The 19247-nt window shown below is 62.1% G+C and carries 21 protein-coding genes; 7 read left to right on the top strand and 14 right to left on the bottom strand.

What is annotated here, in order from left to right:
* Both lipB and ACRWA7_RS17510 read right to left on the bottom strand, forming a co-directional pair.
* Window positions 1-774 carry a lipoyl(octanoyl) transferase LipB gene (gene lipB, locus ACRWA7_RS17515; RefSeq protein WP_438395189.1) on the bottom strand — a complete coding sequence of 258 codons (774 nt, stop codon included), beginning with the start codon at window positions 772-774 and terminating at the stop codon, window positions 1-3.
* Window positions 775-835: 61 nt separating this feature from the next.
* Entirely contained in the window at window positions 836-1162 is a 327-nt protein-coding gene (locus tag ACRWA7_RS17510) for a DUF2917 domain-containing protein (protein WP_060817352.1), read from the bottom strand.
* Window positions 1163-1287: 125 nt separating this feature from the next.
* Here ACRWA7_RS17510 and ACRWA7_RS17505 point away from each other — a divergent pair, with 125 nt between their 5' ends.
* Window positions 1288-2274, top strand: a complete 987-nt coding sequence (locus tag ACRWA7_RS17505) for a transcriptional regulator GcvA (protein WP_438395187.1) — start codon at window positions 1288-1290, stop codon at window positions 2272-2274.
* On the opposite strand, the gene ACRWA7_RS17500 is transcribed toward ACRWA7_RS17505, so the two are convergent.
* From ACRWA7_RS17500 to ACRWA7_RS17460, 9 genes are all read right to left on the bottom strand, one after another.
* Window positions 2258-2530 carry a DUF493 family protein gene (locus tag ACRWA7_RS17500; RefSeq protein WP_438395185.1) on the bottom strand — a complete coding sequence of 91 codons (273 nt, stop codon included), beginning with the start codon at window positions 2528-2530 and terminating at the stop codon, window positions 2258-2260. The genes ACRWA7_RS17505 and ACRWA7_RS17500 overlap by 17 nt on opposite strands.
* 96 nt (window positions 2531-2626) lie before the next feature.
* The gene (locus ACRWA7_RS17495; RefSeq protein ID WP_060817354.1) at window positions 2627-3838 is read right to left on the bottom strand and encodes a D-alanyl-D-alanine carboxypeptidase family protein; all 1212 of its coding nucleotides are present in this window, start codon (window positions 3836-3838) and stop codon (window positions 2627-2629) included.
* Window positions 3839-4271: 433 nt separating this feature from the next.
* The gene (locus ACRWA7_RS17490) at window positions 4272-4904 is read right to left on the bottom strand and encodes an alpha/beta hydrolase (protein ID WP_060817355.1); all 633 of its coding nucleotides are present in this window, start codon (window positions 4902-4904) and stop codon (window positions 4272-4274) included.
* Between the two features lie 10 nt (window positions 4905-4914).
* The gene (locus tag ACRWA7_RS17485; protein WP_060817356.1) at window positions 4915-5247 is read right to left on the bottom strand and encodes a (2Fe-2S) ferredoxin domain-containing protein; all 333 of its coding nucleotides are present in this window, start codon (window positions 5245-5247) and stop codon (window positions 4915-4917) included.
* A gap of 67 nt (window positions 5248-5314) precedes the next feature.
* Complete coding sequence (locus tag ACRWA7_RS17480; RefSeq protein ID WP_438395182.1) at window positions 5315-6481, bottom strand: VanZ family protein; 1167 nt, start codon at window positions 6479-6481, stop codon at window positions 5315-5317.
* Window positions 6482-6527: 46 nt separating this feature from the next.
* Window positions 6528-7166 (bottom strand): ABC-type transport auxiliary lipoprotein family protein, encoded by a 639-nt coding sequence (locus ACRWA7_RS17475; protein WP_438395180.1) that lies wholly within the window; start codon window positions 7164-7166, stop codon window positions 6528-6530.
* 90 nt (window positions 7167-7256) lie between these two features.
* Complete coding sequence (locus ACRWA7_RS17470) at window positions 7257-8216, bottom strand: MlaD family protein (protein ID WP_060817358.1); 960 nt, start codon at window positions 8214-8216, stop codon at window positions 7257-7259.
* 63 nt (window positions 8217-8279) lie between these two features.
* The gene (locus ACRWA7_RS17465) at window positions 8280-9158 is read right to left on the bottom strand and encodes an ABC transporter ATP-binding protein (protein WP_060817359.1); all 879 of its coding nucleotides are present in this window, start codon (window positions 9156-9158) and stop codon (window positions 8280-8282) included.
* On the bottom strand, window positions 9158-10291 hold the full coding sequence (locus ACRWA7_RS17460) for an MlaE family ABC transporter permease (protein ID WP_060817360.1): 1134 nt from the start codon (window positions 10289-10291) through the stop codon (window positions 9158-9160). Before ACRWA7_RS17460 ends, ACRWA7_RS17465 begins: the two co-directional genes overlap by 1 nt.
* Window positions 10292-10474: 183 nt before the next feature.
* On the opposite strand from ACRWA7_RS17460, the gene ACRWA7_RS17455 reads away from it, so the two are divergent.
* Genes ACRWA7_RS17455 through ACRWA7_RS17445 form a run of 3 tightly spaced genes read left to right on the top strand, consistent with a single transcriptional unit; the run spans window position 10475 to window position 12497 of the window.
* Window positions 10475-11422 carry a biotin--[acetyl-CoA-carboxylase] ligase gene (locus ACRWA7_RS17455; RefSeq protein WP_438395178.1) on the top strand — a complete coding sequence of 316 codons (948 nt, stop codon included), beginning with the start codon at window positions 10475-10477 and terminating at the stop codon, window positions 11420-11422.
* The gene (locus ACRWA7_RS17450; RefSeq protein WP_438395177.1) at window positions 11419-12222 is read left to right on the top strand and encodes a type III pantothenate kinase; all 804 of its coding nucleotides are present in this window, start codon (window positions 11419-11421) and stop codon (window positions 12220-12222) included. Before ACRWA7_RS17455 ends, ACRWA7_RS17450 begins: the two co-directional genes overlap by 4 nt.
* 35 nt (window positions 12223-12257) lie before the next feature.
* The gene (locus ACRWA7_RS17445) at window positions 12258-12497 is read left to right on the top strand and encodes a hypothetical protein (protein ID WP_060817363.1); all 240 of its coding nucleotides are present in this window, start codon (window positions 12258-12260) and stop codon (window positions 12495-12497) included.
* A 12-nt stretch (window positions 12498-12509) separates the two neighbouring features.
* Here ACRWA7_RS17445 and rfaE2 read toward each other — a convergent pair whose 3' ends face one another.
* The 3 genes from rfaE2 to ACRWA7_RS17430 all read right to left on the bottom strand — a co-directional run bounded on the left by rfaE2 (window position 12510) and on the right by ACRWA7_RS17430 (window position 15470).
* Window positions 12510-12992 carry a D-glycero-beta-D-manno-heptose 1-phosphate adenylyltransferase gene (rfaE2, locus tag ACRWA7_RS17440; protein ID WP_438395175.1) on the bottom strand — a complete coding sequence of 161 codons (483 nt, stop codon included), beginning with the start codon at window positions 12990-12992 and terminating at the stop codon, window positions 12510-12512.
* Between the two features lie 141 nt (window positions 12993-13133).
* Window positions 13134-14006, bottom strand: a complete 873-nt coding sequence (locus tag ACRWA7_RS17435; protein WP_060817365.1) for a ferritin — start codon at window positions 14004-14006, stop codon at window positions 13134-13136.
* A gap of 462 nt (window positions 14007-14468) precedes the next feature.
* Window positions 14469-15470: a MerR family transcriptional regulator gene (locus ACRWA7_RS17430; RefSeq protein ID WP_438395173.1), complete on the bottom strand. Its 1002-nt coding sequence runs from the start codon at window positions 15468-15470 to the stop codon at window positions 14469-14471.
* A gap of 290 nt (window positions 15471-15760) precedes the next feature.
* On the opposite strand from ACRWA7_RS17430, the gene ACRWA7_RS17425 reads away from it, so the two are divergent.
* The 3 genes from ACRWA7_RS17425 to ACRWA7_RS17415 are packed head-to-tail and all read left to right on the top strand — an operon-like array spanning window position 15761 to window position 19213.
* Window positions 15761-17053, top strand: coding sequence for an NAD(P)/FAD-dependent oxidoreductase (locus ACRWA7_RS17425; RefSeq protein WP_438395171.1), 1293 nt, complete (start codon window positions 15761-15763; stop codon window positions 17051-17053).
* 17 nt (window positions 17054-17070) lie between these two features.
* The gene (locus tag ACRWA7_RS17420; protein WP_438395170.1) at window positions 17071-17916 is read left to right on the top strand and encodes a DUF1365 domain-containing protein; all 846 of its coding nucleotides are present in this window, start codon (window positions 17071-17073) and stop codon (window positions 17914-17916) included.
* Window positions 17917-17923: 7 nt separating this feature from the next.
* A complete protein-coding gene (locus ACRWA7_RS17415) occupies window positions 17924-19213 on the top strand; it encodes a class I SAM-dependent methyltransferase (RefSeq protein ID WP_438395168.1) in 1290 nt (429 codons plus the stop codon).
* Window positions 19214-19247 lie beyond the last annotated feature (34 nt).

Genomic DNA, 19247 nt, shown 5'->3' with positions numbered 1-19247 from the left:
TCAGACGGCTTGCGGGGTCCGCGCGCCGTTCTGCGGTTGGGCGGCGGTCGCGCTTTGTCCGCCGATGTGGTGAGTGAGGTTTTCAGCCAGCGTTTGAGCCACGTCGTTCCAGTCGGCCATCACGCCGAGCGTGAACATATCGACGGTTTCAAGTCCCGCGTAACCGCAAGGATTGATCGCGAGGAACGGTTGCAGGTCCATTTTCACGTTGAGGCTCACGCCGTGGTAACTGCAGCCGTTGCGAATTTTCAGGCCAAGCGCCGCGATCTTCGCGCCCGCGTGGGCTTGCCGGGTGGCCGTCTCATCGACATCCCCTGCCACGTAAATGCCGGGCGCGCCCGCTTTGCGTTCAGTATCGAGATTATACGATGCAAGGGTTTCGATCACGCCCTGCTCGATTCGCTGCACGAGTTCGCGGACCATCAGCTTGCGCCGCCGCAGGTCTAGCAGCAGATACGCCACGACCTGCCCCGGCCCGTGATACGTGATCTGGCCACCTCGATCGGCTTTTACAAGGGGAATGTTGCTGCCGGGATTCAAAAGGTGCGCGGGGTCTCCCGCCAAACCGAGCGTAAAGACAGGCGGATGCTCGACGAGCCAGATTTCATCGGCCGTGTCCGGCGTGCGCGCTTCGGTGAATGCGCGCATGGCGTCGAAACTTTCGGTGTACGGCTCAAGGCCGCGCCAAAGGACGTTGACCGTGGGCGTCAGCGCGCTTGGGGCGGCGCGCTCGGCGACAATTGAGGGGAAAGTTGTTACCGGCGTGGCGGACATGATTTCACCAGTTTACCGAAATCCCGCCGCCCTCGCCGGAGGACGAGTTCCCGGCCAACGATCAAACCGTTCGCCATCCGGACCTGAACCGGCTGGCCAGCCGTTCGAACCCGCGTGCAAGCCAGCCGATCGCGCGCTGATCCGGCCGGGGCGCCAACGTGAAAACGACTTGCGCCGTGCGGCCCTTCTCGGTGCTCAGCCAAAGCCGCTCGCGTTCGCGCAGCTTCATCGAGTCGCCTGGGACCAGCCAATAGTCTTCGGTGTCGTTGCTGCGCGTGGCCCACACTGGCGCTCCCTGGACGCTCAGCTTGACGCTGCGCCCAATGCGCATCGGCACCGTTTCGCCGTCCGTGATCTCAAACATGATGCTTGTGGATATTTCTCGCATGACATCCTCCGCCAAAAATCGTGTTGATGAGCAGAAGATAGACTCAGCATGGCTTTACGCAAAACGAGCAATTTTCGTCGGTTTGTGAGATAAATTCACACATACACACATTCGGGCCGATGATCGTGGACCTACGCCAACTCCCCGCTCTCAATGCGTTGCGCGCTTTCGAAGCCGCAGCGCGACACGAAAGCTTCTCCCGCGCCGCCGACGAACTCTTCGTCACGCACGGCGCCGTGAGTCATCAGATCCGGGCGCTGGAAGCGGATCTCGGCGTGATACTTTTTGCCCGCGATGGCAAGCGCGTGCGGCTTTCGGATATTGGCCGGCAATACGCCACGGAGGTCCGCACGACGCTCGCCACGCTGGCCGAAGCCACGCGCCGCGTGCGCGCGGGGGATCGCGACCGGCGGCTGGTGGTCTCGATGCTGTCGTCTTTTTCCGCGCGCTGGGTGACGCCGCGTATTGGCGGGTTTATTGAACAGCATCCGGAGATCAATCTCGAATTGCTGTCGACGAATCAACTCACGGATTTTTCGCGCGAAGACGTGGATGTCGCCATCCGCTTCGCCAGCATCGGGAAATACGCCGGACTGCATTCGGAGGAATTGCTCGACGAAGTGTTTTTCCCCGCGTGTTCGCCCAATTTCCGTGGCGGCAAGCTGCCGCGCACGCTCGCCGAGATGGCGGACGCGCCGTTGCTGCGCTCGCACGACGAACTCTGGCGTCCATGGTTCGACGCAGCCGGGCTGGTGGATCTGCCCGAACCCAAGCGCGGTGTCTTATACGAGGATTCGTCGAATTTGCTGCAGGCGGCCATTCAAGGCCAGGGAATCGCGCTCGTGCGGCGGTCGCTCGCCATGCATGAAATCGTGGCGGGACGGCTCGTGCGGCTTTTCAATATCGATGGACCGAGTCCGTGGAACTATTACTTCGTATGTCCGCCTGCCCTTCTGGCAACACAGCGGGTGCAGACGTTCCGTACGTGGTTGGTCGATGAAATCATGCAGTTCAAGCAACTGTACGAGAGTACGCCGTCAGTATGCGGCGGGCCCCGGCGCGCGGCCAAGCCGCTGCTGGAGCCGCAGCAGAATCTCAAAGCACCACTTTGACCATGGGATGGCCGGTCAGCGCGCGATAAATATCGTCGAGATGCGCGCGGCTTTGGGCGCGCACGGTCACCGTCAATCCAGTGTACTTGCCGCCTGAGGACGGCCGCGTTTCGATGCGCTCCACGTCGAACTGATCGTCGAATTCGCGGATCACGGTAACAACGGCGTCGCGGAACTCGGGGTGCGTCGCGCCCATCACCTTGATTGGAAAATCGCAGGGGAAATCGAACAGCGCGTCGATATCAGGTGAGCTCATGGTGTTCTCCTTCACAGGACGCCCGGGCCGTCCGGGCGTCTTACAGCTTGCATAGATGGAGCCGGATCGCCCGATTCCAACTCGGCTGGCTGATGCTTACTTCTTCTTTTGCCACATCATCAACAACGAATCCCACGTCCGGCCAACGAAACCAGCCTGCGGAACATCCTGCAGCGCAACCAGCGGAAATTGCGCCACTTCCTTGCCATCGGCCATCATCTTGACGGAGCCAATCTGCTGGCCCTTCTTGATCGGCGCAACGATGGTGTCGTTGTGCGCAACCGTCGGCTTGACCTTGTCGCCCATGCCCTTCGGCACGGTGATGTACTGGTCCGTTTCCACGCCGGCCTTCACGGCGTTTTCCGTGCCCTTATAGACGCGCGGTGAATCGATCACCTGACCGGCCTTGTAAAGACGCACGGCGTCATAGGCCGAATAGCCGTAGTTGAGCATTTTCAGGCTGTCCTGCACACGATTGTGCTCTTTCGGCTCGCCCATCATCACGGCGACCAGGCGGCGGCTTGCGTCAGGCACACCTTCCAGCGGGCGCTTCGTGGTTGCGATCAGGCAATAGCCCGCTGCTTTCGTGTGGCCCGTCTTGAGGCCATCGACCGTTGAATCGATCCACAGCAGCCGGTTGCGGTTCGGCTGCTTGATCTTGTTATAGGTGAAATCCTTCACCGAGAAGATGGCGTAATACTCGGGGAAGTCTCGGATCAGGCGCGTGGACAGCACGGCCAGATCACCCGCCGTGGTGTAGTGATTCGGGTCGGGCATGCCGTTGACATCGGCGAAATGGGTATTCTTCATACCGATCTGCTTGGCCGCCGCGTTCATCAGCGTGACGAAATTCCCTTCGCTTCCGCCCACGAGTTCGGCGAGCGCAATGGCTGCGTCGTTACCCGACTGAATGATCATGCCGTACACGAGATCGTGAACGGTCACCGGCTTGTTCGCCTCGATGAACATGCGCGACTCGTCCGTGCCCACGCGGCGCACGGCTTCGCTCGGCATGACGGTCTGCTCCATGTTGATCTTCTTCGACTTCAGCGCGTCGAAAACGAGATACGCGGTCATCAGCTTGGTGAGCGACGCCGGTTCCGAGCGTTCGTCCGGATTGCCGGAAGCAAGCACCTGGTTGCTGGTTGCATCGACGAGAACCCACGAACGGGCCGTTACGTCGGGCGGTGGGACCTGGGCGAACGCGCTGGACGCAACGAGCGCCGCGGGCAAAACGATCGCGGCAGCAACGGCACGGTGAACGAAGGAAGGAGCAACAAAGGACAAGCCGGAAGGGGAAAAGCGCATAGGTTCGGATCGGCAGAAAAGGCATCGGCGAGCCGGCGTTCTCCGGGATGTCCGGGGAAACGCGACTCGCGGGTTGTACAGGCGGAAGGTCAGTCGGGCGGAGCGCCTGGCTTTAACGCGCGGCGCCGGGATTCGTTCGGACTGACCTCCGCGCGCTTCGATACTCAAGCGGCACATGGGCTTCGCGCAAGCCGCCGGCACAAGCCGCGACTCGCGTGCTCCATGCACTACGGCAAGCGCTGGCCGATCAACCTTGGCCGCGCAAAAGTCTGCGCCATTATACGCGTGCGGCATGTGCCTTTTGCCTGAGAAGCGGCTTGATTCAAATGGGATTCGTGAAAGCGAATGTAAAAACAGACGCGGCGCAAAGCGTTTGAAAGCCTTTGCGCCGCGCGCTGAATCTATCGGAGGATGCTGAATTTTTGAGGCGGTCTCAACGCCACGCGTCAACGATGATCTTCTTCAGTACATGCAACTTCCTGTGGAAGAAATGCTCGCCGCCCGGAATCACCACCACAGGCAATTCCTGCGGACGCGCCCATTCATAGACCGAGGCGATTGGAACGGTATCGTCGACTTCGCCGTGGATCACGAGCGTGTTGTCGGGCACTTCGGCGACCGGCCAGTTGCTCGCCGCCGTACCGACCATCACCATGCGCTCGATCACTTCGCCCGACTCGCGCAATTGCTTTGCCACGTGCGACACCACGAAGGTACCGAACGAGAAACCGGCGAGTACGAGCGGCACGTCGGCCTGACCCGGCTGCGCGCGCATGTGGGCAAGGACAGCCAGCAGGTCGTCGCGCTCGCCGGTGCCGTTGTCGTGCTCGCCCTGCGTTTGCCCGACGCCCCGAAAATTCGATCGATACGTAATGTAGCCAAGCTGCACAAGCGTGCGCGCGAGCGTCTGCGCGACCTTGTTGTCCATGGTGCCGCCATAGAGCGGATGCGGATGCGCGACTAGCGCAATGCCGCGCGGCGCCGTGCCTTCAGCGGGCCGGTCCAGCGCGACTTCGATCTTGCCCACGGGGCCGTCGATCAAAAATTTTTCGGTCTGTGCATTCATCGCTTGAACCTCAGGCCGCTGGCTGGTCGATGAGCAAACGCTCCACGACCTTGCCGTTCACCAGATGCGAATCCACGATTTCATCGATATCCGCTTCATCCACGTACGTGTACCAGGTCCCTTCCGGATACACGACGATCACGGGTCCGAGTTCGCATCGTTCGAGACATCCCGCCTTGTTGATGCGCACCTTGCCGTCACCCGCGAGGCCAAGCTGCTTCACGCGTTTCTTCGCGTATTCCTGCATGGCCTGCGCGCCGCAATTCGCACAGCTCGGACGTGGAGCATCAGGCGCGCGCTGATTGAGGCAGAAGAACACGTGATATTTGTAGAAGGGATCCATTAGCTTGGCCGGAGAAGATGTGGGGATTTTTTGTGACCTTTTTCGATTATAACGAGCACCGCCGCAGTCAACTTTTCAGGCTCCCGCCGCGCCGCCGGGCAAGAAATGCGCGCTCGGCCGTCGATGCCAGCCAGCCCAGCGCGGCATACGGCCATACCCACGCAAGCCAGTGCGCGAGACCGTTGAAATGCAGATAACGCCCCTGGCGCCAGTCGGCGACGACGATATCGAAGTAGGGATTCACCGGCAGCAGGTTGACCAGAACAAGCGCCACGATCAACGCAATGCCCGCGAGCGTTGCCCGCCACGCGCGCGAGCATTGCAAAGAAAGGAGCCCGGCCGCCGTGCCAGCCGCGATGCCATATAGGGCGCCGTCCGTGGCCCAGTCGAAGGTGAGGCCCGAGCGCGATTGCAGAAAGGTCGCGCCAGCTTTCGCGCATAGCGTTGCGATCACGAGGCCCAGCAGCAGACGCACGCGTGGGGCGCGCACGCGCATGGGCAACGTCGCGAGCACGAGCGCGGCAAACAGGTTCAGCGACGTGATCAGCATTTCCCATGCATCGTCGGGAAGCCGACCGCCGAAACGCAGCGGCCACGCGGTCACGTTCCACGCGGCCGGAACCCATGACAGCAGCGCATCCTGCATGACCGGGTCGAGCTGTTGCCAGAGCAGGCGCGGCAGATTGCCGACGGCGAACAGGAACGGCGCGGGGTACATGGTCGCAAAAGGCCAGAGCGCCGATAAACCCAGCACGTAAGCCGCCTCACGTTCGAACCACATGAAGCGCAGGCGCCGCAGCGCGCCGCGATCGAGCAGCATGCTCGTGGCCGGCGCGGTGAGCGCGGCGCCCAGCAACGCACCCAGCGCGTTCGCCGCCAGATCCAGATTCGACGACACTCGCGTGGGCAAATACGTCTGCACGGCTTCCATGGCGCCGGATAGCATCGCCCCGCCGATAAACGCAAGACTCGCGGCCAGCACGCTGCGGTATCGCGGATACAGCGCCAGCACGGCCAGCGCACCAAACGGCATATAGCCGAGCACGTTGGTGATGACGTCGAACGCGGTGAGATATTGCGGCAGCGGATCGGTGAGATACGCGAACGGACCGATGCCCAACGACCGCCAGCCCGAAAACGGATACAGCGAGCCGTAGACAATCAGCAGCGTATAGACGGCAAGCGCCTGCCGCGACAACGCCGAAGGCCGGCGTTGCCAGTGCTTGAGGATCATGCAGGCCGCCTGGATGCGTGCGCCGCTGCGTTGACTGACGCACCAATCACTGCGATGCAACCAGCGGCTGCACGCCGAGCCACGCGGCCATTTGCGCGATCAGATCGTCGGACGCCGCCGCGAGCGCCCGCGCGCCGCCTTCGGCATCGGGCGAATAGGAAGGCGCGCGCGCCACGAACGTGCGCTGACCGACCACCTGCCCATGCTGCGACAACGTCACGCGCGCCGATATCTCGCCGTGGCTCTTTTCGGGGGCATCGAACACTTGCTCGAAGTTTGTCAGATCGACCTGCAACATGGGCGCGCGCACGGGGTCGGAGCCGGTCAGCACGGGACCGCGCGATGCCAGCGCGGCACGCAGGCGCTGCGTCAGCAGGTCGGCGGGCGAACTGGTCCAGTGGCTGTCGGCATAACGGCCGATGCGCTGTGCATCGGCGTATTTCAGGCGATAGACAAACGCGTCGGTATCCAGATTCTTCGATGCGCTCACCGCCAGCACCTTCACCGGCGGCATGGTCATGGTGCCGGCGAGCGGCGCGGGGTCGCCAAGGTCGTATCGAATATTCGATACCGCCGCCGGGGGGCCCGATGCGCAACCGGCCAGCATCGCGGCCAGGGAAAAAGCAATGAGACCGGCACGGGCGCGCGGCAGCGAGCGCAGCGCCCGCAAGATCGTGTGTGGCATCTCAATTTCCTGATTGAATTTTTTGAAAACCGGGCTCAACAAGCCGCGCAGCCAAGGCCCGAGGCCCTGACCGCGCATTGAACAGCGGGCTCATTTCGACGCCGCCGCCGGCCATTGGAAACCCGGCTCGCCCGGACCCGGCGCCGGCTGCGGCGCGCCAAACAGCACGCTGCGCGGATTCCGGTTGAATGTGTCCGCGGCGTGATCGACGGAACGCGCCGCGCTGCCCACGTCGTCGGCCAGCGAATTCACGCGCGGCAAGGTTTCATAGCCGACTCGCGCCGACATCTCCTGTAACGACTCGTTCACTTCGTTCAGCACGCGTCCGGCGCGTTCCGCCGCCTCACCCGCCTTGTTCATGTTGGTGACAAACGGCCCGTCGGCGCGGCTCAGGTTATTTGCAAGCGTAGTCGTGGAGGCAAGCGTGCGGTCCAGTTGATGCAGCGTGCGCGGTAACTGCTGCGCCACGGGCCCCACTTGCTTGCTCAACATTGCAATGCCGTCAGCCGCGCCCTGCAGGCTTTTGGTCGTCTGCATGACCTGATCGCGCATGTCGTCGGACAGGAATCTGTCGGCGTCGTCGGCAATGCGCTCGAACTTCTTGATCAGCACGTCGCCACGTTGCTGCAACTGGTCGAACAGCCCTGGGCGCAACGGCAGCGACGCCACCTGTTGTGCCGACGAAGGCAGCGGCGCCGGATTCTTGCCGGTATCGTCGAGTTGCACGAACGCTATGCCCGTCACGCCCTGGAAACCGAGCGTGGCGAACGTGGATTGCGTGATCGGCGCGGTTTTATCGACCATGATGCGGATACGAATCTGACCCGGATGGCCCTGGTCGAACTTGATGGACTGCACCTTGCCCACCCCGAGACCGCGATAGCGCACGTCGGCGTCCGAATACAGCCCCGTCACATTGGTCCGCGCCACCAGGTCATACGGCACGCGCACCGTGCGGTCGACGTTGAAGAAGAACACCGCGACGCCGATAGCGACCATCAGTCCGATAGTGAACAGTCCGGCCAAGAACGCATGGGATTTGTTTTCCATCAGCAGGTTCCTTTATTTACTGCTTACCGCCCGAGCGCCAACGCATGCCGCTCATGAGAACGCCTAGAGCGCGGGGCCGCAGGGCGCGTCTTCAAGCGCGACCGCCGGCAATCTTGAGCGGCGTTCGGGCGGCAACGCCTGTAACGCGCGCCTGCCGCGCCGCCCAAGAAAATATTCGCGGATAAACGGGTGATCCACCGCGACCGCCTCTTCCACGGGCGCCGCCACCAGCACGCGCCGGTCGGCAAGCACCGCAACGCGGCTGGAAAGCGCGACCATGGTGTCCAGGTCATGCGTGACGAGAACCACGGTCAAACCCAGCGCGCGGTGCAGCGTCGCAATCAGGTCGACAAATTCATCCGATGCCTTGGGGTCGAGCCCGGCCGTGGGTTCATCGAGAAACAGCAGTTCGGGTTCGAGCGCGATAGCCCGCGCAATGCCAACGCGCTTCACCATGCCGCCCGATAACGCCGACGGCATCTTGCTCATGTTCTTGCACGACAGCCCCACCATTTCGAGCTTGAGCATGACGAACTCGCGGATCAGGTCTTCCGGAATCTTGCCGAGTTCGCGAAACGGCTGCGCAATGTTGTCGTAGACCGACAGCGACGAAAACAGCGCGCCTTGCTGGAACATCATGCCGGAGCGCGTGCGCAGCATCCGCGCGGTTTCCGGATCCATCTTCGCCCATTCCTCGCCAAGCACGCGGATCGTGCCGGACGTGGGCGACTCGAGCCCGAGCATCTGCCGCACGAGCGTGGTCTTGCCGGAACCCGATCCGCCCAGCAGCGCCAGGATCTCGCCGCGCCGCACTTCGAGGTTCAGATGCTCGTGAATCACCGTGCTGCCGTAGCGCTTGGTCACATCCACCACTTCGATGACCGGCTCCGCCGTCACCGGAGTCGGCTTGTCGCGAACGGCCGAAGCGAGCGTTGCCGACATCAGATTCCCACCCTCTGGAAAAGGATCGCAAACACCGCATCCGCCAGAATCACAATAGTGATGGAGGACACCACCGAAGTCGTGGTGCCTTCCCCAAGGCTTTGCGAATTCGCCTTGATGCGAAAGCCGAAATGACACGCCGCGAGCGCAATCAGCATGCCGAACACCACGCCCTTGCCAAGCCCGATCCACAAATTCGCGACCGGCACGACCGACGGCAGCGAGCGCGCAAAAAAAGACAAGTCGATACCCAACACCAGCTTCGCCGCCAGCGCGCCGCCAAGCAGCGACACAATATTGGTCCACATCACGAGCAACGGCATGGCAATACCCAGCGCCAGCACGCGCGGCAGCACAATGCGCAGGCCGTGCGGAATGCCCATGACCTGCATGGCGTCGAGTTCTTCGGTGACCCGCATCACGCCGATCTGCGCAGTGATCGCGGATCCTGAACGGCCGGCGACCAGAATGGCGGAAAGCACCGGCCCCAGTTCGCGTATTACCGACAACCCCAGGATATTCACGATGTACTGGTTCGCGCCGAACATGCGCAATTGTTGCGCGGACAGATAACTCAGCACGATACCGATCAGGAACGCGACCAGCGCCGTAATGCCGAGCGCCTGCGTACCGGCGCTGTATATATTCGCGGAAATCTCGGTCCACGGAATCCGCTTCGGCCGGCGCACCAGACTGATCAGGTCCAGCACAAAGCCGCCGAACATGGCGAGGCCGCCGTACAGATGCTCGAAGAACGAAAACAGGAGCAGCCCGAAGCGCGTGATGGGGTCCGTCCTGTCCACGACTTCGGGCTCGTCGCGATTCGCGTCGAGCAATGCGACGCGCTCGAAGATTTCTCGTTGCGTGGCTGAAAGGGAAACCTGTTCCGGCAGCTTCCTGCCCCAGACGCGCCACAACGCCTGTCCGCCCACATGATCGAGCCGTTCGACAGCCAGCAAATCCCATTGCCTGATGGCTTCCTGACCCACGCCGCGCAGCCGCTCCACCACGCCGCGCCGCGCACTCGCGTGATCGCGCGCCAATGCGAGCGCCGTCCACTGGCCGGAAAGCCGGACCACCTTGCCCTGCAGGCCGGCCTCGACCTTGAGGCCCGGCGGAGTATCGAAGTTCAAGGCTCTAAAACGCTCGGGGTAGGGTTTCAGGGAGCACTCATTGTAGCGAAGCTGATCTGGAATCTCGCGAAAGGTGAGCGCGTTAGCCATTCGGCCAGGATTTGCGCGCTGCGCCCCGTGCAACAACCGTCGAGGCGGTTTGCGACGTGCGGTCCGCGCTCGCCACGCCGCTACAATGCACGTATGAACTCATCCAATTCGTCTTTTCCTCTCGACGCCGCCTGGCGTATCGACCGCGAGCGGCTCATGTCGCTGGCCGCGCGGCCGGTGCGCGACTGGCCCATCGAGATCGTCGATGAAACGGGCTCCACGAACGCGGACCTGATGGCGCAGTTCAAGGAGCAGCCGCGTAACAAAACGTCGGCGTCGGCGCCCGACACGTTCTTGGCGCGCTCCACGCTGAAAGCCGCCGATGGCACCCCGTTCGTGCGCGTCGCCTATCTGCAGACGGCCGGGCGCGGGCGGCGCGGGCGCGCGTGGATTGCGCAGCCGGGCAATGCGCTCACGTTCTCGCTCGGCTGCGTGTTGTCGCGCCCGCTGGAAGGGCTTGGCGGACTGAGCCTCGCGGTCGGCACCGCCGTCCTCGAGGCGCTGAACACGTTGCCGCTGTCGGCATCGGCGAGACTCGCCCTGAAATGGCCGAACGACATCTTGCTCGACGACGGCAAGCTTGCCGGCATCCTGATCGAAACCGCGTGGAACACGCCACGGGCAAGCGCCGTGGTGATCGGCATTGGCATCAACCTGCACGGCGCGGCTGAACTGGCGGCGGAACTCGACGAAGCGCAGCGTCGCAACGCGCTTCCCACGCCGGGAAACACGCCGGCGTCGTTGTCGCGCGCCTGGGCCGACGCAAATCTCACCGATACGCTCGCCGCCGTCCTGAACGCGCTGGACGCCACGCTCGCGCGTTTCGCCGCCGACGGCTTCCGCCCGTTCCGCCAGCAATGGCTCGCGGCGCACGCGTATGCGGGACGCGAGGTCGTGCTGCTGGAACAGGGCGTGGAAGTGGCGCGCGGGCTGGCGGTTGGTATCGACGACAACGGTCAGTTGCAAATAGACACCGCCACCGGCCTGCGAACCGCCACCACCGGCGACGTCTCGCTCCGGCTCGCGGAGCAGCGGCCGTGAACGAAGCGCCGTTTTTGCTCATCGATGCCGGCAATAGCCGGATCAAATGGTCGATTACCACGTCCGCCGGCGAAACACGCCACGACGGCGCGTTCGAACACGACAGTCAAAGCCTGCCAGCCTGGCCGGACAATGTGACGCCGGCGAGCGCCTGGGTATCGAACGTGGCGGGATCGGGCGTGGGTGAACGTATTGCTGGTTTGATCCATGAACGCTGGCCCGGCTTGCCATCCACGTTCGTGCACGCCCGGCCGCAACAATCGGGCGTAACGAACAGCTATTCGGAACCCGCGTCGCTTGGCAGCGACCGATGGTGCGGCATGATCGGCGCGCACGCCGCGTATCCGGGCGAAAACCTGCTGATCGCCACGTTCGGCACGGCAACGACACTCGAAGCGCTGCTCGCCGATGGCACCTTTACCGGCGGTCTGATCGCACCCGGGTGGCAATTGATGATGCAATCGCTTGGCAGCCACACGGCCCAATTGCCCACCCTTCTCCCCGATACCGCCCGCGACGCGCTCGCATCTTCCGCAAGCATTTTTGCCACTGACACGCGCGCGGCTTTATCGACTGGATGCTTGCTGGCGCAGGCTGGATTGATCGAACGCGCGTGGCATGATCTGCGCGCGCAATGGCGCGGCGAATTCCGCCTGATCTTGGGTGGCGGCGCGGCGAGCGAGGTGGCGGGCGCGTTAAAGGTGCCGCATACTCGTCACGACTCGCTGGTGCTTGCCGGACTCGCGTTGATCGCGCGCGAGAGCCTTTCGCTTACGGTTGAAACCCGTTCACCTGATTGAAACTTGATTGAACCCTGACTGATGGAGCGCTTTCCATGCTGCGCTGGCTAATCGCCCTGTTGTTCCTCGCAAACCTGCTGATGTTCGTGGTCGTGCAAGGCGTGTTCGGACCGTTGCCGGCCGCCGGCGGACGCGAACCGCAGCATCTCGACCGGCAGATTCATCCTGAACTCGTGCGCGTGCGTCCGATCGGTCCCGAAGAAGCGGCGGATCAGGCCGTAGTAGGTGGTCCTGCGCCCGCCGCCGCGGTTCAAGCCGCTCCGCTCACGCAATAAAACTCGCCGCACTCAACCGTGCGCGCGCACCTTCTTGAGCAGCGCGGTTGTCGACCGGTCGTGCTCGAATGGAATGGCAAGCGCCTTGCCGCCCCAACTGCGCACCAAGGCGGACTCGGCGAGTCTGTCCATGTCGTAATCGCCGCCTTTCACGAGCACGTCCGGATGTAACTCGCCGATCAGTTCAAGCGGCGTGAACTCCTCGAATTTCACCACCCAGTCGACGCTTTCCAGCGCGGCCAGGAGCGCCATCCGGTCGTCTTCGCGATTGACCGGACGGTCGTCGCCCTTGCCGAGCAGACGCACCGATGCGTCGCTGTTCACGCCCACGATTAGCGTTGCGCCCAGCGCTTTTGCGTCGGCAAGATAGGTTACATGCCCACGATGCAGGATATCGAAGACGCCGTTCGTGAAGACCACCGGCGCGGTCAGTTGCGGGCGCAGCGCGGCAAGCGCCGTGCGCGTCATGATCTTGCGTTCGAAAAAAGCGGCCATGGCGGGAACAATGAGGATTCTGGAAGGTGCGTAGTGTGCCACGCACGCGGCGACGCTTTGAAAACAAAACAGCCCGCGGATCGTGGACCGGCGGGCTGTTGATGTTAGGTCACGAAGAGTTGCACAGACCCAGGCCGAGGATCAGGCCGGTTGTTCCGACGCGCCCTTCGCGGCAGCCAGTCGCAACACCACTTCCTTGCGATACCTGTTCAACTCCTGAGCCGTCAGGAACGAACGCTCGAACAGGATGGACAGGTTATGCAGGATCCGTTCGACGACCTTCTTTTCCCAGCTGTCGTCAAAGCGAATCTGCTCGTCGAGCCAGTGTTCGAGCCACTCCGGATCAGGCAGACGTGACTGGATGGTATCGCGCGGGAACAGCGCCTGATTCACGTGAAGATTGGTCGGATGCAGCGGCTTTTCCGTGCGTCGCGCCGACGCCATCAGCACGCCGATCTTCGCAAACGCAGCACGCGCAATGTCGCCGGTCTGCGCCATCGCTTTCTTCATGTAGCGCAGATACGCGCCGCCATGCCGCGCTTCGTCGCGCGAAATGGTTTCATAGATGTGCTTGATGACCGGCTCGGTGTGCCATTCCGCCGCGCGCCTGTACCAGTGGTTCAGGCGGATCTCGCCGCAGAAATGCAGCATCAAGGTTTCGAGCGGCGGCGCCGGATCGAATTCGAAGCGCACCGCGTCGAGTTCCTCTTCGGTCGGCACCATCTCCGGCTTGAAGCGGCGCAGATATTCCATGAGGACGAGCGAATGCTTTTGCTCTTCGAAGAACCACACGCTGATGAACGCGGAGAAGTCGCTGTCGTTGTGGTTGTCGCGCAGGAACATTTCCGTGGCCGGCAACGCGGACCATTCGGTGATCGCGTTCATCTTGATGGTCTTGGCCTGTTCGTCGGTCAGGAGCGCCGAATCGAACTTGTCCCAGGGAATGTCTTTCTCCATGTCCCAACGAACCGATTCGAGCGATTTGTACAGTTCTGGATAAAGCATCGTGTTCATAGTCCACCCCTGGTTTGCAACATAGTGCGACATTCTGTGTGTTGTAACTGTAGCCGGCTCGCGCGATCATTCGCGCTGCCAGCAGCGAAGCTTTCAATTTTACGCGGGAATCAGGCGCCCAGATGCAAAACCGGTAAAGAAGCGCCTGTCGCGTCTTTCTTGCGACCATTTGCCCGTTGCCATTCCGCTGCATGGAGCGGTCAGCAATGTCTACCGTGGGTGAGGAGCGAACCCTGTGCCTGAGGTAAGTACGAAGCGTGAGCTGTATGAAGCTCGATTAAAACTATTTAGAACATTCTTAAAAGCTGTCCCACGGCGCGCGGTGCAGTTGCCGCGTGAGCATGCCTTTCAGTTATGACAGCCGCAAGACGCGTACCGTTCCCTCTTGTGCGCGGGCATGAACCCGCGGATTGCATGCAGTCCTGATACACAAGCGGAGAACACGGCAAACAGCCGCGCCGATCATAGCATGGCGCTATGACGCCACTCGGCGACCGCGTCTTCAATCGGCGCAAGTCCCTTCACCATCAGGATGCCGTCGGGAAACTTGCGTCGCAGCGCAGGGCTGCTCCCGCCGACCCAGATAGCGACCGTGGCTGGCAAGGCCTGTCTCAAGTCGGTGAGTCCGTTGACCACTGCCTGCAACGGCATGGAGGCCGAGAAGGACAACGCGAGGATATCGACCTTGTGCGCGGGAATCGCGTCGAGAATGTCTTGCGCCGGCGTTTGCGTGCCGAGCGCAATGCATTCGCATCCGGCGAGCGTGAACAGGGCTTCGGCCATCAGGATGCCGAGACCGTGGGCTTCGCCCAGCATGGTCGTGAGCAACACACGCGGATGCGCACCCCGGCCGCGCAACGCTTCGGACAGCGGGCGCATCAGCGAGCGCAGCGTGACCTGCATTGCCTCACTGAAAAGATGCTCGTGATAGACCTGCAGCGTGCCGGCCGCCCAGGCATTCCCAATACGCGCCGACAGCGGCGCCGCCACGTCCAGCACGAAATGCTCGAGTCCTTCCCGCGTGGCGCGCTTGAGCAGCTCGAAGCGAAAGTCGTCGTAGCGGCCCACGCGCAGCAGTTCCACCAGCCGGTCCAGTTCGACGTCCGGCGCATCCTGTCCAATGCCCGAATCTTCGGCAAGTTGCTGCAACAGCGCGATGGATTGCGGCAACACCTTGCTCGGCCGATGACCCGCATCCAGCAGGCGCTTGACGAGCCTCAGCTTGGTCACCTGTTCCTGCGGATAGAGCCGCTCGCCGCCCGTCGAGCGCAAGGGTTGCGGAAAGCCATAACGCCGTTCCCACACGCGCAAGGTGTCCTTGGTCAACCCGATCTCATGGGAGATCGCGCCAATACCAATGCCGATTCCCACGTCGCTCCGCTCTTCAGCCGGAGCATCGCCAAACCCGTTGCCATCGCTCGCGCCGTTTTTGAGGGACGGATTGTTTTCCGGTGTATTTGTCATGGACAAAATGCGACCTAATGGTTTAAATAAAAAAACTGAAATCGCCCTAGAATTCAATATTCATAGACATTCGTAGCGATTATCAACATGATTGATCATAGACGAATTCAACAATTTGTACCGGACAAATTCGGTCAAAACATGGACATTTAATTCCGCCGCCCTGCATCCAGCGCGGCGGCGGTTGCGTAAATCACATTGACCGCCGAGGAGCGACGCTGGACGTTTTCACGGCACAACAAAACGCGCAGACGCATAAGACAAAGACAAAAGGCACACGGAGCACCGTCATGAAAGTTGCGGTAATTGGAGCGGGGATTTCGGGATTGGCGTGCGCGTACCGGCTGGCGAGGTCCCAGGCGGGTATCGATGTCACGGTGTTCGAGGCCAACACTTATTTCGGCGGCCATACGAACACGGTCGACGTAACGCTGGACGGCGTGACTCACGGCGTGGACACGGGCTTTCTCGTGTTCAACCACCGCACCTATCCGAATCTGGTGAAGCTCTTCCAGGAACTCGATGTACCAACGACCGCGACCGACATGTCGTTCTCCGTGGCCGTGACCAACAAACGGCTCGAATGGGCTGGCAGCGACCTGAACACAGTGTTCACGCAGCGCCGAAACCTGCTGCGTCCGGCGTTCCTGCGCATGGTCGCCGATGTCCTGCGCTTTAACCGCACGGCAACCGCGATGGCGCTTTCGGGCAAGGACGCCGAACTCGCCGAGCCAGTGAGCCGCTTTCTCGCGCGCGAGAAGTATTCCGTGGCGTTTCGCGACTGGTATCTGCTGCCTATGATCGGCGCGATCTGGTCATGTTCGACCTCGCAGATGATGGCGTTTCCTGTTGGGACGCTGATCCGCTTTTGCCATAACCACGGGCTGCTGCAAGTCGACAACCGGCCGCAATGGCACACGGTCAACGGCGGCGCGCGCGAATATGTCCGGCGCATGCTGCCCGCCATCGGCGATGCAAGGGTCGAGCTTCCGGTGAGATCGGTGAGACGGGGAGCGTTGGGCGTCGAAATTGAAAGCGCGCGGGGTATCGAACGCTTCGATCATGTCGTGCTTGCGTGCCACAGCGATCAGGCGCTCGCGCTGCTGGCCGATCCTTCCCCTGACGAAACCACCGCCCTCGGCGCGATTGGCTATGCGCCGAATCGCGCGGTGCTGCATACGGATGCGTCGCTGCTGCCGTCCGCGCGCGCCTGGTCGGCATGGAACTATGAAAGCCGTACCGGCGAACTTGGCGCAGAACCGCAGTTGTGCGTGCATTACCTCATCAACAAGCTGCAGCCGCTGCCGTTCAGCACGCCGGTGATCGTGTCGCTCAATCCGGTTCGCGAGCCGCGTGCCGAGACCGTGTTGCGCGAATTTGCGTATAGCCATCCCGTCTTCGATCAAGCCGCCATCGAGGCTCAACGCGCGCTGCCTTCAATGCAAGGCGCGCGCAACACATGGTTCGCGGGCGCGTGGACGGGTTACGGCTTCCACGAAGACGGCCTGAAGTCCGGGCTCGATGCAGCCGCGAAGCTGACGGCGATCGCGCTGAATCGCGACGAACCGGCGCTTGCGGCATGAAGGACATGAGCAAACACATGAGCACGCGCATGAACGCGCCATCGTTCGATTCGCCCGACGTGCTGCTGGTTGGCTCCGTGCGCCACAAGCGTCTGCGCCCGGCACGCAACGCGTTTGCATACGGCGTATACACCGTGCGCCTGCCGCTTCGCGCCCGCGCTGAACGGCTCGCGCAAGGCACATTGAACGACTCGCGCGTATTCGCTCACAACCGCTTTGGATTGCTGAGCTTTCATGACATCGATCACGGCGTAGCGGGCCAGACGGCGCTGCAATGGATCGAATCGATGCTGCATGAAAACGGCATCCACGACGCCGACGGCGAGATCTACCTGCACACATTCCCGCGTGTGCTCGGCTACGTATTCAATCCGGTGAGCTTCTGGTTTTGCGAACGCGCGAATGGCTCGCTGCGCGCCGTCGTTTGCGAAGTGAACAACACGTTCGGCGAACGCCATTATTACTTGCTCGATCCGGGCGGCAGCATCCTGAACGGCGCGCCGCTCACCGCGCGCAAGGTTTTCCACGTCTCGCCGTTCTGCAAGGTCGAGGGACGCTACACGTTTCGCTTCATGTTCGTGCCACCCAAACACGGCAAGTCGATGCGCTCGCTTGCGCGCATCGACTATGACGACGGCGACGGTCCATTGCTGCTCACGAGCATTGCGGGAACAGCGCGGCCGCTCGATACAGGCAACGTGCTGCGCGTGTTCTTCGGTTATCCGCTGATGACGTTTGGCGTCGTCGCGAAAATTCACTGGCAGGCGCTGAAGCTGTTCCTCAAACGCGTGCCTTTCCTGAGCAAACCCACTCCGCCGTCAGCGAACGTTTCGCACGAGCGGGCCGAACTGCCGACCAGGTGACTTGCAAATGTCGACACAGCCCTCCTCTCCTACATCGCTTCGAAGTCCCGCAGTGTCGTGGTTTATCCGGCCGCTTCTGCGCACGCGCCGCGCGCTCTATAAACCCGCCGCCGCACGCGTGGTGCTCAGGTTGCTCGGGCAGTTGCAGTACGGCGTCCTCGATGTCCATCTTCCCGACGGCACCACGCGCCGCTACGGCCAGCCCGCCGATGAACCCGCTGCCGCGAACGCGCCGCACGCACGCGTCGTGCTCGCGAACTGGAACGTGTGCGCCGCGGCGTTGAAAAGCGGCGATATCGGTTTTGCCGAAACGTATCTGGCCGGCGACTGGCACACGGACGACCTGGCCGCGCTGCTCGACATCATGGTGCGCAACCGCACGGTCATAGAAACCGTGATCTACGGCTCATGGTTCGGAAAGCTCACGAATCGCCTGCGCCATCTGCGCAACGCGAATTCGAAGGAAGGCAGCCGGCGCAACATACGCGCTCACTACGATCTCGGCAACGCGTTTTATAAGCTCTGGCTCGACAGCACGATGACCTATTCGAGCGCCCTCTTCGACGGCTCGCCCGAACAGACACTCGCCGATGCACAACGCGCAAAATACCGGCGGCTCCTGAACGAATTGCAACTCGATGGCGTCGATCTGAACGTGCTGGAAATCGGCTGCGGCTGGGGCGGTTTCGCCGAACTCGCGGCGAGCGAAGCAAAGGCGCGCGTGACAGGCCTTACGCTTTCCACCGAACAACTCGCCTTTGCGCAACAACGCATGACGGACGCCGGCCTCGCTGATCGCGCCGACCTGCGCCTGCAGGATTACCGCGACGTTCACGGCCAGTTCGACGCGATTGCGTCCATCGAGATGTTTGAAGCCGTGGGCGAGGAATACTGGCCGGGCTACTTCGAATGCATCAAGCGCAATCTCAAGCGCGGCGGGCGGGCATGCGTGCAGACGATCACTATCGACAACACGTTGTTCGACCGATACCGCACGAGCACCGACTTCATCCAGCAGTATATTTTTCCCGGCGGCATGCTGCCGTCGCCGGCGGCCTTCGTGCAAGCAGCCGAACGCCACGGGCTGAAAGTAGTCAATCAGCTTTCGTTTGGCCGCGATTATGCACGCACGCTCAAGCTGTGGCGTAATGCGTTTGTGGCGCGCCTCGACGAAATCCGCGCGCAACGCTTCGACGAACGTTTTATCCGCCTGTGGGACTTTTATCTATGTTATTGCGAGGCCGCGTTCGCGCACTCGAACACCGACGTCATCCAGTTCACGCTGGAACACATCTGATACGTCTGATACACCAGGCTGGCCGCGCCATTGC

This window comes from Caballeronia sp. DA-9, assembly GCF_051615025.1.
GTDB lineage: Bacteria > Pseudomonadota > Gammaproteobacteria > Burkholderiales > Burkholderiaceae > Caballeronia > Caballeronia sordidicola.
This window is presented reverse-complemented; position numbering and strand designations above follow the sequence as displayed.